Source organism: Rhodococcus sp. BP-160, from assembly GCF_019836205.1.
Taxonomy (GTDB): domain Bacteria; phylum Actinomycetota; class Actinomycetes; order Mycobacteriales; family Mycobacteriaceae; genus Rhodococcoides.
On sequence record NZ_JABUEK010000004.1, the window covers coordinates 360,723 to 374,890 of the forward strand.

Annotated in this window: 14 protein-coding genes; 4 read left to right on the forward strand and 10 right to left on the reverse strand. The window is 68.7% G+C overall.

All coding sequences use genetic code 11. The features are described from left to right. Positions 1–6: 6 nt before the first annotated feature. Genes HQ306_RS17855 through HQ306_RS17885 form a run of 7 tightly spaced genes read right to left on the reverse strand, consistent with a single transcriptional unit; the run spans position 7 to position 6,689 of the window. Positions 7–1,374 (reverse strand): FAD-binding protein, encoded by a 1,368-nt coding sequence (locus HQ306_RS17855; protein WP_222632937.1) that lies wholly within the window; start codon positions 1,372–1,374, stop codon positions 7–9. Continuing rightward, the gene (locus tag HQ306_RS17860; RefSeq protein WP_222632938.1) at positions 1,371–2,003 is read right to left on the reverse strand and encodes a hydantoin racemase; all 633 of its coding nucleotides are present in this window, start codon (positions 2,001–2,003) and stop codon (positions 1,371–1,373) included. The genes HQ306_RS17855 and HQ306_RS17860 overlap by 4 nt, the downstream gene beginning before the upstream one ends. Before the next feature lie 28 nt (positions 2,004–2,031). Next, positions 2,032–2,736: an ABC transporter ATP-binding protein gene (locus HQ306_RS17865; protein ID WP_056442074.1), complete on the reverse strand. Its 705-nt coding sequence runs from the start codon at positions 2,734–2,736 to the stop codon at positions 2,032–2,034. Next, on the reverse strand, positions 2,733–3,452 hold the full coding sequence (locus HQ306_RS17870; RefSeq protein ID WP_197027740.1) for an ABC transporter ATP-binding protein: 720 nt from the start codon (positions 3,450–3,452) through the stop codon (positions 2,733–2,735). Before HQ306_RS17870 ends, HQ306_RS17865 begins: the two co-directional genes overlap by 4 nt. After that, positions 3,449–4,492 carry a branched-chain amino acid ABC transporter permease gene (locus HQ306_RS17875; RefSeq protein WP_056442070.1) on the reverse strand — a complete coding sequence of 348 codons (1,044 nt, stop codon included), beginning with the start codon at positions 4,490–4,492 and terminating at the stop codon, positions 3,449–3,451. Before HQ306_RS17875 ends, HQ306_RS17870 begins: the two co-directional genes overlap by 4 nt. Continuing rightward, on the reverse strand, positions 4,489–5,472 hold the full coding sequence (locus HQ306_RS17880) for a branched-chain amino acid ABC transporter permease (protein ID WP_027504755.1): 984 nt from the start codon (positions 5,470–5,472) through the stop codon (positions 4,489–4,491). Before HQ306_RS17880 ends, HQ306_RS17875 begins: the two co-directional genes overlap by 4 nt. After that, the gene (locus tag HQ306_RS17885; protein WP_222632939.1) at positions 5,469–6,689 is read right to left on the reverse strand and encodes an ABC transporter substrate-binding protein; all 1,221 of its coding nucleotides are present in this window, start codon (positions 6,687–6,689) and stop codon (positions 5,469–5,471) included. The genes HQ306_RS17880 and HQ306_RS17885 overlap by 4 nt, the downstream gene beginning before the upstream one ends. A gap of 244 nt (positions 6,690–6,933) precedes the next feature. On the opposite strand from HQ306_RS17885, the gene HQ306_RS17890 reads away from it, so the two are divergent. Beyond that, the gene (locus tag HQ306_RS17890) at positions 6,934–7,734 is read left to right on the forward strand and encodes an IclR family transcriptional regulator (protein ID WP_037184784.1); all 801 of its coding nucleotides are present in this window, start codon (positions 6,934–6,936) and stop codon (positions 7,732–7,734) included. 8 nt (positions 7,735–7,742) lie between these two features. Then, positions 7,743–8,555 (forward strand): CoA ester lyase, encoded by an 813-nt coding sequence (locus HQ306_RS17895; RefSeq protein ID WP_222632940.1) that lies wholly within the window; start codon positions 7,743–7,745, stop codon positions 8,553–8,555. Here HQ306_RS17895 and HQ306_RS17900 read toward each other — a convergent pair. Continuing rightward, positions 8,552–9,967, reverse strand: a complete 1,416-nt coding sequence (locus HQ306_RS17900; RefSeq protein WP_222632941.1) for an MmgE/PrpD family protein — start codon at positions 9,965–9,967, stop codon at positions 8,552–8,554. The genes HQ306_RS17895 and HQ306_RS17900 overlap by 4 nt on opposite strands. Next, positions 9,964–10,776, reverse strand: a complete 813-nt coding sequence (locus HQ306_RS17905; protein ID WP_056442061.1) for a cyclase family protein — start codon at positions 10,774–10,776, stop codon at positions 9,964–9,966. Before HQ306_RS17905 ends, HQ306_RS17900 begins: the two co-directional genes overlap by 4 nt. Before the next feature lie 168 nt (positions 10,777–10,944). Between HQ306_RS17905 and HQ306_RS17910 the strand changes: the two genes are divergently transcribed. Next, a complete protein-coding gene (locus tag HQ306_RS17910) occupies positions 10,945–12,297 on the forward strand; it encodes an MmgE/PrpD family protein (RefSeq protein WP_222632942.1) in 1,353 nt (450 codons plus the stop codon). A 98-nt stretch (positions 12,298–12,395) separates the two neighbouring features. Further along, positions 12,396–12,977: an excalibur calcium-binding domain-containing protein gene (locus tag HQ306_RS17915; RefSeq protein WP_222632943.1), complete on the forward strand. Its 582-nt coding sequence runs from the start codon at positions 12,396–12,398 to the stop codon at positions 12,975–12,977. Positions 12,978–12,979: 2 nt separating this feature from the next. On the opposite strand, the gene HQ306_RS17920 is transcribed toward HQ306_RS17915, so the two are convergent. Further along, positions 12,980–14,095: a cellulase family glycosylhydrolase gene (locus HQ306_RS17920; protein ID WP_222632944.1), complete on the reverse strand. Its 1,116-nt coding sequence runs from the start codon at positions 14,093–14,095 to the stop codon at positions 12,980–12,982. Positions 14,096–14,168 lie beyond the last annotated feature (73 nt).

Genomic DNA, 14,168 nt, shown 5'->3' on the forward strand with positions numbered 1-14,168 from the left:
CCTTCTCTAGTGATGAGTACCGGCCACGACATCTGCGGCCAGATAAGCGAGTCCGAGTGCGGGCAGCAATCCGTTGCCGGCGAGGTACCCCGCGGCGCCGTGGCCCGAGATGCCCATCGCAGCGCCGCCGGAGGCGAACAGTCCCTCGATCGCGGTGCCGTCGAGTCGCAGGACCCGAGCGTTCCCGTCGACGACGAGGCCGCCCTGGGTGTGGAACAGCGCTGGGACGATGCGGATCGCCGCGTACGGCCCGGTGAGCTCGTGCTCGAACGAGGTGCGCCCGTGCGGGTCCGACGCCTCACCCCGTGCGTACCTCTCGACGGCCGCGAGTTCGTCGACGACGACATCGGCGGGGAGCCCCAGCGCGTCGGCCAGCTCGGCCGGCGTGTCCGCCCACACGACGGCGCCCGAATCGACCGTCTGACGAAAGTCGGTGAACGACAGACACTTGTCGTGGATGTCGCGGTCGATGACGATGACGCCCTCGGACTCCGGGCGGGCCGCGAGATGGGCGGCGTACTCGGAGTAGCCCGTCGTCTCGTCACCGAAGCGCCGCCCCGTGAGGTCGAGGACGACGCCCCCGTGCATGACGGTGGCCCACCCGACCAGGGTCGACGCCTTCTTCGACAGCGCCGCATGCCCCTGGTACGCATCGAGATACGCGGTCGCGGCGCCGAGACGGTCACCGATGGTGAGCGCGTCTCCGCGGGAGTGCTCGCTGCCGTGATAGCGAGCCTGCGCGATCTCGGGGACGTGGGTGGCGACCCGCTCGTGGTCGCCGCCGTACCCGTTGGTGGCCAACAACACCGCGTCGGTGGGGATCGTCTCGGTCGATCCGTCCGGGAGCGTGATCACCGCGGCGGTGACGCGACCGTCGTCGACGCGGACGTCGGTCAGCCGGGCCGGTGCCAGAACGTCGATGCGCGGCTCCGCCGTCACCGCGCGCACCAGGTGCTCGAGCAACACGCTTCCGTGCCGACCCTCGACGGTGTGGCAGCGCAGTGCCGAGTGACCGGGGTAGGCGAAATCGGTGACCAGCGACAACGGCACGTCGAGGTGATCCGCCATCCATTCGACGAGTGGCGCGCTCACGCGGGCGAGGGCTCCGGCGAGTTCTGCGTCGGCCGTGCCCTTCGTCTTGCGGAGCACGTCCTCGACGAACGTCTCCGGGGAGTCCCCGATGCCCGCCTCACGCTGCCAGCGGGACCCCGCACCGGGGATCATGGCCGTCGACATCGCAGTGTTGTTGCCGCGCTTGAAGTGGTCGCTGGCCTCGACGACCAGCACGTCGAGTCCGTGCTCGGCGGCACGCAGCGCGGCGATCAGTCCGCCGCCGGCGCCGGCGACGATCAGATCGGGTCCGTCCGCGCTCACGATGCCGGCTCCAGCTCGTCGCGCAGTGCGAGCAGGCGCAGGGCCGTGGCCGTGGGATCCACGACCAGCGGTGTGGTTCGCGGCCCGGTGAGATCGACCGCCGAGCACGCGTTGATGGCCACCGAACACGTCAGCGCACGAGCGTGGACGGTGACCGCATCGGCCCAGGCCCGCGAGTCCGCGATGTCGTCGAACGACAGGTCCATGACGACGGTCGGCTCGGCGGGGATGCCGTAACCCGCCACGCGGCGGTCGAGTTCGGCAGCGATGGCGGCATTGCGGGCGAGGGCGCCGAGGCGGTGGCCCTGCGAGGCGTAGAACGACGCGGTGAGTCGCGTCAGTCCGTACAGGGGACGCTCGAAGGAGTCCGCCTCCTCCGCACACGGATCGAGCACGCAGTCGGGCAGGTATCCGTCGAACTCGTCCGGATCGGACGCGCGGAAGGCGGCGGCCAGCGCCACTTCGGACGCTCGGACGTCGGCCTCGGTGTCCAGCGCGCGCGGAGCATCGGGACCGATGTTGCGCAGGACGACGGACACGCCCACCGGGCTCAGTGCGTCGTACCGCTCCTGACGTCGCCGGAACTCGGCGAAGTCGACATGGATGGGGGTGTATGCGAGCAATCGCACGGGGAAACTCCTGACGAGAGGTGCGGCATCAGATGCCGAGGTACGCAGCCTTGACACGATCGTCGTGGGCGAGCTCGGCTCCCGTACCGGTGAGCACGATGGATCCGCTCTCGATGACGTAGGCGCGGTCGGAGATCGCGAGTGCCTGTGCGGCGTTCTGCTCGACGATCAGCACGGTCACCCCGGTCTCGCGGATCCGCACGATGGCCTCGAGGACTTCGGCGGCGAGCTTCGGCGCCAGGCCGACGGACGGTTCGTCGAGGGTGAGCACACGCGGCTTCGACATCATGGCGCGGCCGATGGCCAGCATCTGCTGCTGACCGCCGGACATGGTGTCCGCGCGCTGGGTCCGCCGCTCGGCGAGAATGGGGAACAGATCGAAGACGCGGTCGAGCGACTCCTTCGTGGACCCTCGCTTCTGGGTGTACGCGCCCATCTCCAGGTTCTCGGAGACCGGCAGCGAACCGAAGAGTGCGCGGTCCTGGGCGACGTGCACCAGTCCCGACCGGACGATGCGATCGGCGCGGTTGCCACTGATGTCGCTGCCGTCCAACATGATGCGGCCCTTGCTGGGCGTGACCAGACCCGACAGGGCGCGCAGCGTCGTGGTCTTGCCGGCGCCGTTGGCTCCGATGAGAGAGACGATCTCGTCCTTCTCCAGATGCATCGTGACACCGTGCAGGATCTCCAGTCGCCGGTAGCCGGCGTGCAGATCGTCGATCTCGAGCATCATGCGGTCTCCTCACCCAGATAGGCCTCGACGACGCGGTGGTCCTCGATGACGGTGCGCGGATCCCCCGCTGTGAGGACCGCGCCCTCGTGCATGACGACCAGACGCTCGGACAACGCCATGACCGCGGCCATGATGTGTTCGACGAACAGGACCGTCTGCCCGCCGCTGTGCAGGGAGCGCAGCAGCTCGATCATCGGCGCACGTTCCGCCGGAACGAGTCCCGCGAGCACCTCGTCGAGCAGGACCACCCGCGGTTCCATGGCAAGAGCGCGGGCCAGCTCCAGGCGCTTGAGTCCGGCCGTCGACATCGTCGACACCGTCCCGCCCACCTGGTCGGAGAGCTGCACCCGGTCGAGTACCTCGAGAGCGTGCCGACGCGCGTCCTTACGCGACTTACGCTTGGACAGTGCGGCGATGGTGACGTTCTCGAGAACGGACATCGACTCGAACGGCCGCATCAACTGGAACGTACGCACCAGCCCAGCGCGCGCGATGCGGTCCGCGGGCCACCCCGTGATGTCGGTGCCGTCGAAGATCACGCGACCCGACGTCGGCGGCTGCTCGCCGGCCAACAGCGAGAACAGGGTGGTCTTGCCGGCGCCGTTGGGGCCGATGATGCCGAGAAACTGCTCGTCCGGAACGTCGATGCTGACGTCGCGCACCGCGTGGATGCCCGAGAACGACTTGCTGAGATTCTCGATACTGAGGACGCTCACTTGCGCCACCTCTCGCGAATCGTGCCGAAGATCCCCTTGGGCAGGAAGATCACGATCAGGATGAGAATCACCGAGTAGACCGCCACGTCGAGTCCGATGGATCCCTGGAGGAACTCGAGGAACGCGGGCGGGTTGCGCAGCAGCTCGTTGATGAGCTCCGACAGCGGCCCGATGACCGCGGCGCCGAGCACCGGTCCCCAGATGGTCCCGATGCCGCCGATGACGGCCGGGACGATGGCCTCGACGGACACCGCGGATCCGAACGCCTGCTCGGGGCCCACGAAGAAGTAGTACTGCACGTAGTACACGCCGGCCACGGCCGTGAGGGCGCAGCTCGCCGCGACCGCGATGAGCCGGTACTTCATCGTGTCGATGCCGAGAGACGCTGCCGCGGTGGCGTCGTCGCGGATCGCCTGCACGTACTGCCCCGGCCGGGACCGGACGTAGAAGATGGTGCCCAGCACCGCGAGCGCCAGGATCACCAACGGGATCCACAGGTAGTTGGCACTGCCCTTCTCGAACTGCAGCATCCACCACGAATCACGGGGCAGGATCGGCACGTTGAAGCCCTCGGTCTTGTTGAAGACCTCGAGATTCTGCACGAGCAGCAGGAACATCTGTGCGAAGGCGAACGTCGCCAGGGCGAAGTACGACCCGGCCAGCCGGTAGCGCAAGCACAGGTAGGCGATGGTGGTGCCCACCGCGGCGGACACCACGGCGCCGACGAGCATGGAGATCCACGGCGAGATGCCGTGCTCCACCAGCAGATACGCACCGGTGTACGCGCCGATGCCGAAGAACGCCGCGTGACCGAAGCTGAACATGCCGCCGAAGCCGCTCATGAGGTTCCAGCCGACCGCCATGATCGCGAAGATCAATGTCCGGACCGCGACCGTCTGCGCCTGCTCGCCGAGCACGAGCGGGAACGCGGCGACGACCACGAATCCGATGACGAGCGTGAGCAACTGGCGTCGCAGCCAGGAGTCCTTCAGCCGCGTGTCGGACGCGGAGTCCGTCGAGACATCCGTCGTGGTGGTCATCGGCGTCCTCCGTACAGACCTTCGGGCTTGAGAAAGAGCACCATGACGAACACGGCGAAGACGAGGATCAGCGATCCGGTACCGGGGAGGTACAGGGCGCCGACCGTCTGGACCAGACCGATGACGATGCCGCCGACCATGGCTCCGACGACACTGCCGAGACCGCCCAGCACCACGATGACGAAGGCGAGAATCGTGAACTGCTCGCCCACCGACGGGGTGAGAGACGTGAACGGTGTCATCAGTCCGCCGGCGACGGCCACGCAGGCCGCGCCGATACCGAACGTCAGCGCGTAGACACGGCCGATGTCGACTCCGACGAGCTTGGCGCCCTCCGAGTTCGACGCCACCGCGCGGATCGACAACCCGAGGCGCGTGCGTTCGAGCACCGACTTCAGCGCAATGGCCACGACCGCGGCACCGACGAACGCGAGCACCCGAGGCCAGGCCGCGACGGTGCCGAGAATCGAGATCGATCCGTCCACGGGCGCCTCCACCGACTTGGGCCGACCACCGAAGACCATGAGGAGCACGTTGATGATGAGCAACGACAACCCGAGGGTGACCAGCAGCGGCCCCTCGTGGCTCCCGCCGATGGTGAGCTTGGTGAGCAGGGTGGCCTGCACGATCATGCCGAACACGAACATGACGGGAACTGCGAGAAGCGTTGCCACGTAGACGGGCAACCCCGCCGTCGACAGCGCGTACACGATGTACATCGCCAGGGTGAGCATCGCGCCCTGGGCGAAGTTCACGATGCCGAGCACACCGAAGATGAGTGTCAGGCCGACCGAGATCAGCGCGTAGACCCCGCCGAGCAGCAGACCGGACACGATGGCCTGGCCGACCAGGCCCTGGTCCTTACCGCCGACGAAGAAGATGACGGCGAGGATCACCACGAGCGCTCCCCCGACGGCGACGCCGGGATTCACGGCGCGCCGGGTCTTCTCCGTGGCCGCGCTCTCGGCGACGACCGTCACCGGCCCGCTCCCGCGGGGAACTCGATGGCCTCGGTGGCGAACTCGTCCGGGAAGACCTGGGTGACCTGGCCGTCGCGCACCTGCATCACGATGACCGTCGCGTTGGAGTTCTGACCGGTCTCGTCGAACTGGATGGGACCGGAGAAGGCGAGCAGCGGGTCGTCGATGGTGACCCCGGAGATAGCCTCGCGCAACGCTTCCGGATCTGCGTCGGCGCCGTCCTCGAGTCCGGCCGCGATGACCTCGACGGCCTGGTACGACAGCATCGCCGCCGTCTCCATCGGACGGCCGTACTTCTCCTCGAAGCGCGAGCGAATGTCGTTGACTCGATCGCTGGTGGCATCGAAGTGGTAATTGGCGGACAGCACACCCTCACCGGCGGTGCCGGCGGCAGACGGGAAGGAACTGTCGTCGAAGGCGCCGTTGGCGATGCCGTAGACACCCTTGACGTCGACATTCAACTGCTCGACGGCCTTCGCGATCAGCAGACCGTCCGGGTAGTAGCCCGTCGCGACGATGACGTCGGGGTTGGAGACCGCGGCCTCGCGCACCTGCGTCGTGGCGTCGGAGAAGTTGGTGGCCGGGTACGTGATCTCCTGCACCGAGGAGATGCCCTGATTCGCGGCCTCCTTCTCGAAGGCGTCGAACACGCTGTCACCGAACGAGCCCTCGATGTGCAGGTACGACACGCGATCGATCGGCTGGCCGGTCTGCTCCTCGATGGCCGCGAGCGCCTTGGCGCCGTCGGTACCCATGCTGGAGGCGTTCGGCTGGATACGGAACGCGTACTGGTAACCCTGGTCGAGGATCTTGTCGTCGACCGCGACGTCGATGACCAGCGGCACTCGCGAGCGCTCGGCGACCGATGCGACGTTCTGCGTCACGTCACTCTGATAGGTGCCCACCAGGGCGACTGCGCCGTCGTCGATCAGACGCTGCGCCTCACTCTGGCCGACCTCCGCCTTGCCCTGGCTGTCACCGGTGACGAGTTCCAGTGGACGCCCCTCGAGCGAGGAGATGCCGCCGGCACCGTTGATGTCCTCGACGGCCAGTGCGGCACCGTCGTTCATCAGTCCACCGACACCGGCCAGCGCACCGGTGGTGGGGTGCACGGATCCGATCTTGATGGGACCCGAACCGTCCGATCCGGACGAGGATCCACACGCAGCCGTGCCCAGAAGGGCCACTGCGGCGAGCACGCCTACGACTTTTCTCATGATTGGATCTGCCTTCCGCGCCGATCGAGGCGCCGAGTCTCGGGAAACCGTGTGACCGAAGGACACGGTCTGTGTTCCGCTCAGCGCACCACTTAGTGGGTGGCTATTCCCTGCAGTACTGAGTATTACACGCATCACTGGGTCAGAACAGGCTCTTTGATGACTTTCTTGTTACGGGTATGGTTCGCTCAGCGGAACGCGCCGAAGCCGCGCACGTACTCAGCGAATGTGGAAGGTTGGCCCCATGGCCGCAACTACCAGCTCGACCGGCACCGACTCCGCGTCGACGGGAACCGAATCGGCGGATCGGGTGGCCGACGTCCTGCTGTCCTTCGCGCAGTCCGACCGGGCACTGGGAGTCACGGAGCTCGCGCGCCGCCTGGACCTGAGCAAGGCTGTGGTGCACCGGATCCTGCAGTCCCTGGCATCGCGCTCGATCGTGCAGCCGGTGGCGGGCGAGTCCACCTACTCCCTCGGCCCGGCGGCCATCGGACTCGGTACGAAGGCATGGAGCCAGCTCGACGTCCGTTCCATCGCCGCTCCCATCCTGCGCCGACTACGTGCGCAGACCCTCGAGACGGCGACGTTGTCCGTCCTGGTGGGGCATCGGCGGGTCTACCTGGACCAGTACGAGAGCCCGCAGGAGGTGAAGATGGTGGTGGAGATCGGCCCGCAGTACCCGCTGCACTCCGGCGCCTCGAGCCGCGCCATCCTCGCGTTCCTTCCGCCGCACTACGCGCACGAAGCCTTCGAGGAGCTGCGGGGAAGCGCTCCGGACGCCGACGAGACGACGTTCCTGGCCCGGCTCCAGGAGATCAGAGACACCGGCTACGGGACCTCCATCAACGAGCGCAACACCGGCGCCGCCTCCATCGCCGCCCCGTTCTTCGACGCGGCCGGCCACGTGCTCGGCTCGGTCAGCTCCTCCGGACCGGCCTTCCGCTACTCCTCCACCGCCGACGACGATCACGTGGCGCACGCCGGTCAGGTGCTGGCCGCCGCGCGCGCGATCACGCAGAGCCTCGAAGCGCGGGCCGCCCGATGACCCGCCGCATGCCGCGCTCGTTCCTCTACGTGCCGGCCGTGAAGCCCGCCTTGTTCGACAAGGCCGTCTCGGGACCGGCCGACGCCGTCATCCTCGACCTCGAGGACGCGGTCCCACTCGCGCAGAAGGACACGGCGAGAACCGATGTCGCGCAGTGGCTGGACCGACCGCGCGACGGTGGAGCGCAGGTGTGGGTTCGCGTGACACCCGAGTTCCTCGCCGAGGACCTCGTCGCGGCGGCGCGACCCGGCGTCACCGGGATCATCGTGGCCAAGTGCGGGGCGGCCTCCCTCGCGGAGGCGGACGAGCGACTCGGAGACGCGGACATCGCGATGGTGGGTCTGGTGGAGACCGCGGCCGCCCTGCGCGGCCTGACCGACCTGGCGAGCAGTTCCCGACTGGTGACCGTCGGCATCGGCGAGGTGGACCTGCTGGCCGATCTGCGGATCACCCGCGCGGCGGACACCGACCACGTGGTCGACGCCATCCGCGCGGACATCGTGATCGGCTGCGCAGCAGCGGGTCTGGAGGCACCGATCGCACCGACCTCCACCGAGTTCCGCGACCTCGACGCATTCGTCACCACCACCGCGCACTTCGTGCACATGGGCTTCCGCTCCCGCACCGCGGTGCATCCCGGTCAGGTGCCCGTGATCAACGATGCCCTGACACCGGCGGCGGACGACGTGCGTCGGGCCGAACGCCTCGTCGACCTGTTCGACCGGGCGGCCGGCGGGCCCACGGTAGACGACGACGGACGCTTCGTCGACGAGGCCGTGGTCCGCGGCGCCCGGGAGATCCTGGCCCGCGTCCGACTCTAATTCCCCAATGTGCGAATCGAATCGAACAGCACGCCCGGGTCCTCGAGATCGGCAAGGCCGGCGCATTGCGCTGCGAAGGCGTCGGCTGCCTGCACGCTCAGCAGGCCGTCGACGTTGGCCGCGAACTTCGCTCGAACGTCCTCGAACGACAACGGCCGCTCCGGTCCACCGCGCGTGGTCAACACCTCTTCGACGACGGTGGTGCCGTCGCTGAGATACGCAGTGAGAACGGCCGGGAACTGGTGCGGGAAGATGGCGTCGCACTGCGCGTCCGGGACGACGTCGACGCGCGCCATGATGTCGCGACGCTCCGTCGACGTGGCCTTCTCGTCGGTGTAGTCGTCCAGTACCGCACCGAGTCCACCGCCACCGAGCATGCCCACCGCCACCGCGTAGGGTCCGCTGAACTGAGCCATGTACCCGGTCTGCGGGGTGCGCTTGACCTCGATGGGTTCGCCGATGGTCCGGAGGTTGGCGGCGGGGACACCGAGGACGAACCGCTCGACGTCCGCGGGCGTGATGCCCCGACTTCGCAACGCGGCCGCCGCGTCGAGAGCCGCGTGCGTGAAGTGGTTGGCCGGGTAGGGCTTCACGAAGAGACCTGGCGCGGCCCAGGTGCTGCCCAGGCCGTCGGTGATCTCGGCGGCGCGCCCGCTCTGGTGCAGCCACGCCTGAAAGAATCCGAACCTGCCCTCGAGCACCGTCGGCGGTCCGGTGATGCCGTGCCGAGCGAGACCCGCCGCGGACACGCCGGAGTGCGCCGCCCACCCGCAGTGCATGCGCTTGACCGTGCCACCGGTGCGGTTCGCCTCGATGATGCCGGCCGCCATCGACGCCGCGATACCGAGCGTGTCGACGATGCCGTCGGCCGAGGCGCCGCCGATCACCGCGGCAGCGGCCGCACCGCCCATGGCTCCACAGATGGACGTGGCGTGCTGCCCGTTCTCGAAGAACACCGAGTTCTTCGTCTCCGGATCGAAACCCGCCATGCCGAGGCGGACACACACCTCGAGGCCGATGGCGATACCGCGCACCAGGTCCCGGCCGGAGGCACCGTGCTGCTGCGCCGCGGCGAGTGCGGCCGGTACCACCGACGCGCTGGGGTGCAGCACCGAGGGCAGGTGGGTGTCGTCGAAGTCGAGGGAGTGCGCGAGCACCCCGTTGACGAAGGCCGCGAGGGTAGGCGGCAGGTTCTCCTCCACGCCGACGGCCGAGGCGACGGCCCGGCCGCCCTGCTCCCGCGCCCACGCGGTGGCCATCGCACTGGTGTCGAGTTCCGTGGCCGCGATCGCGATCCCGAGCGTGTCGAGGACGCGGAGCCCGATGCTGTCGACCACGTCGACAGGCAGATCGTCGAACGAGTGCTCCACCGCGAACTCCGCCAGCGTGCGGGCGAGTGTGGACTCGGTCATGCCGACACCACCGCGAGGGGGCGCACCGGCGATCCGGTGGCGCCGAAGATGTTGAGCGGCACCAGGACGAAGGTGAACTCGTACGTCCGGGTGCGTGCGAGCTCCTCGAGATCGAGGGCCTCGATGATGTAGATGCCGCTCTCCACCAGCAGAACTCGGTGAGCGGGGAGCAGCGCGTGGCCACCGCCCGGCGCGAGGCGCTCGAAGGCGATGGTGTCGGCGCCCGCAGCGTGCACCTCTCGGGACGCGAGCCACTGCGCGCCGGGCTCGCCGACGCCGGGAACCCCGGACGGACCACCGACATAGGGCTGACCCTCGTCGAACAACTGCGCCCACCCACTGCGGATCAGCACGACGTCGCCGGCCGACACCTCGACACCCTGGGCGGCACAGGCGGACTCGAGGTCGTCGACCGTGATCTCGTCGCCGCCCTCGAGTCGCTCGGTTCCGCGCACGGCCGGAATGTCGAGCAGGATGCCGCGGCGGATCATCGGCGCGATCGTGTGCACGCCGAGCTCGACGTACTTGCCGCCGACACCGGCCTCGGCCGCGTCGACACCGCCGTGCATCTTCCCCTCGTGGGAGACATGGGCGAGCGCGTCGATGTGGGTTCCGACATGCGTTCCGGTGGTGATCATGTCGTTCGCGGCGCTGCCGCCGTCCGACCGGGTCATGTCACCGTGCCGACGCGGAAGCGTGTGCCAGAACTGCGGGTGATTCGGCGACTGCGGCATACCGACCCGCAGCTGGCGTCCGAGATCGACCGTGCGTACACCGGCCGTGACGGCCTCGAGAAGTCTGTCCGACATGGCTCGATTCTCTCCTCTGGACTGGGTTCACGGTGCGCACTGTTCCGCTGAGCGGATCGACACCGGAGACACCGGGGTGCCTGACTGTTGTCGATGCCGACCCTAGCAGCCCTGATCACGTCCGGCAGATGTATTGACCAGCACGAGTGTCAGTCCTAGCGTTGTCGCATGACCGACTCGACGGCGTTCCTTCCAGCGGAACAGGTGCGGATGCGCATCGACGATCTGGCGCGGTTCTGCGTGGACCTCCCCGCGACCGGTACCGCGTACGAGAGTCGGATCCGCACCGTGCTGCTCGACCTTCTGGGCGTCACCCTGGCGGGAGCGCGGACACCGGAACTGACCGCGCTTCTCACGCGGTGGCGAACCGAACCGGGCACGACGGCCACCGTCGGCCGCGGCGCCCACACCGGCGTGGAGACGGCGGCCTACCTGGACGCGATCGCCTCGTGCTGCCTCGAACTGGACGAGGGCAACAAGTACGCGGCGGGTCACCCTGCCGCCCATGTGCTCCCGGCCGCCGTCGCAGCGGCCCGCCTCAGCGCGCAGCCGGTGTCGGGCGACCGGTTCGTCGCCGCCGTGGTGGCCGGTTACGAGGTGGCCACCCGCTTCGGCGCCGCACTGACCCGCGACCCGAAGTGGCACACCCACGGACACTGGGGAGCGACCGGCGCCGCCGCCGCCGCTGCCGTCGTGTGGGATCTCGACGCCGAGCGCACGGCGGCCGCGATCGACGCCTCGACCGCGCTCGTGCACGTCGCACCGTGGGCCGTGGTGCTCGCGGGCAACTTCGCCCGGAACCTGTGGATCGGCGGCGCCGTCCGTGCGGGACTCGACGCCGCGCGGTTGTCCTCGGCAGGACTGGTGCACAACAGCGGCGCGGCGGCGACGACTCTGGGGGACATCGTCGGCACTCTCGATGCCGACAAGCTCGCACCCGCGCCGGACGGCACGTTCGCCCTCGATCAGGGGTACGCGAAGCGCCATGCCAGCTGCTCGTACACCCACGCCGCCGTCGACATCGTGCAGGCTCTGCGCACGAACCTGGATATCGCCGACATCGCGAGCGTGCGCGTCCGCACCCACGCGCTGGCGGAACCCCTGTTCGGTCGGCACCCCTCGACGCGGCTCGGTGCGATGTTCTCGCTGCCGTTCGTCGTGTCCGCCGCGGTGGTGGCCGGAAGCATCGACGTGGAGACCCTGACGCCCGGCAGCGCGACCTTCCGTGCGGCGGAGGAGTTCAGCGCACGGGTGGACGTCGAGTCGTCGCCCGCGCTCACGGCGCTGCTGCCCGACCGACGCGCCGCGGAGGTCGACATCGTTCTCGTCTCCGGCGAGACCGTGTCGGCGGGTTCACCGGATCCGGTGGGCGACGTCGACCATTTCCCGTTGGACCACGCACAGATACTGGAGAAGATCGAACGGCTCGTCGGCGCGGAGGACGCCGGGCGGATCGATCGCGTGGTCACCGATGTCCTGCATTCTTCGGACGTGGTCCGAACTCTGACCGCACTGCCCTGAGCAGCGCGTTCCGGCGGAAACCGACCACCCTGTAACGTGCCGCGCGCCCCGCGCGACGTGTGGTGTGACCCGTTGCTGCCATTCACCTGAGGACCTGCATGACCGCGTATCCGCCGCCGTTCCAGCCGCCCCACATCGAGGCCCGCAAGAAGGGCAACAAGGGCAAGATCACGGCCGCTGTCGCCGCCTTCGTGGGCCTGTCCGTCGTCGGACTGGGGCTGATGCAGGAACCCGAACCCGTCGCCGCGAGCGCGGAGACCACTCTCACCACCACGTCGGCCGCACCGACCACCACTCCCCGCGCGACGACCACCACCCCGCGGCCGACCACCACCACGTCGACGACCACTGCCGTCACGACCACTCCCGAGACCGTCACCGTGTACGCACCGCCGCCCACCACGACGGTGCCGTACGTCGAGACCCCGTACGTCGACGTGCCGGACGTCGACGTGCCGGACGTCGACCGCGCCTATGTCCCGGCGCCCGTGCCGTTCGTCGCGCCGGTACCCGCACCGGCTCCGTACGTCGCGCCGGCCGTCGTTCCCGAGTCGTCCGGATCGACGTACTACACGAACTGCACCGCGGCTCGGAACGCCGGCGCAGCGCCCGTCCGCGTGGGCGACCCCGGCTACGGCTCGCACCTGGACCGCGACGGAGACGGCGTCGGGTGTGAGTGAGCTCAGCGCACGCTCTTGAGAACGGTCACCGCCGGCTTGGCCACCCCGTTCGAGCGGTAGACCCCGAAGTAGTTCTCCTTGTCGGGGTTCACCGCGGTCATCGCGGCGCGGTCTGTGGTCTCGTAGAAGAAGATCGGCCCGGCCCACGAGTAGGACAGGCGGTTGTCGACGGCCTGTCGGTAGGCCGTCGCCTGTACCTGCTCGCTGACGCTCGGGTCGCCCGCGGTAGCGGCGCCGGCCTCGGTCATGACGATGAGCTTCCCGGCGTCGCCGTTCTCGGTCATGATCGTGCGCGCGCTCTTCTGGTAGATCGTGCCGTCGGGATTGGTGAAGTCGACGCTCATCTGCGACCACGCGTTCCAGTCGGCAGTGTCGTTCGGCAACGCGGGCGCGGTGTACGGGTGCCAGCCGACGGCGTCGAAGTACGGTCCGGCGCCGAGGTCGTACATTCGATCGAGGTAGGTGATCGGTGAGACGGCGTGCCCTTCCGGGCTCTGACCCGTGGTGCCGTAGGGGGACAGTCCGGCGGCCACGATGCTGATGGTGCTGGTGGTGGCGGCCTTCATCTTCGGGTAGGCCGCCTTCAGCAGATCGACGTAACCCTGCACGTTCGGCTTACCCGTCACCGGATCGGCCCAGAACATCCACAGGTTCGGCTCGTTCCACACCTCGAACGACCGAACCCCCTGCGGCGCATACCTGCTCACGACCTTGGCGGCGAACGTCGCGTAGTCGTCCGGGTTCGTGGGCGGTGTGCTGCCGTCGCTGGTGGTCCGAGCCCACGGCGGTGTCTTCTGGATGAGCAGCAGGACGTTGAGGGACTTCGCTTTGGCCGCCGCCACAGCACCGTCCGGACCCGACCAGTTGTAGGCGGTCGGCCCACCGTCCTGGACGTACCACCAGTCGATCTCGATGCGGACCCACTTGGCGCCCGTGCCCGCGACCCGGGTCGCCTGCGCCTGCTGAGCGCTCGAGCTGCTCCGGAAGTCGATGCCGTTGAGCCCGATGCCCTGACGCCCGACATAGGGACTCGCCGCCGACGCGGTCGGCACCGACAGGGTGGCGATCACCGTCGCCACCACCAACAGAATCTGCGCAACGCGTCTACCGACCTGCATGACCGCACTCCCCGACCGACTCGGCTACCGCGACACGCGGAAGCTCTCGGTGTCAGAAGTACCACCAGTCACA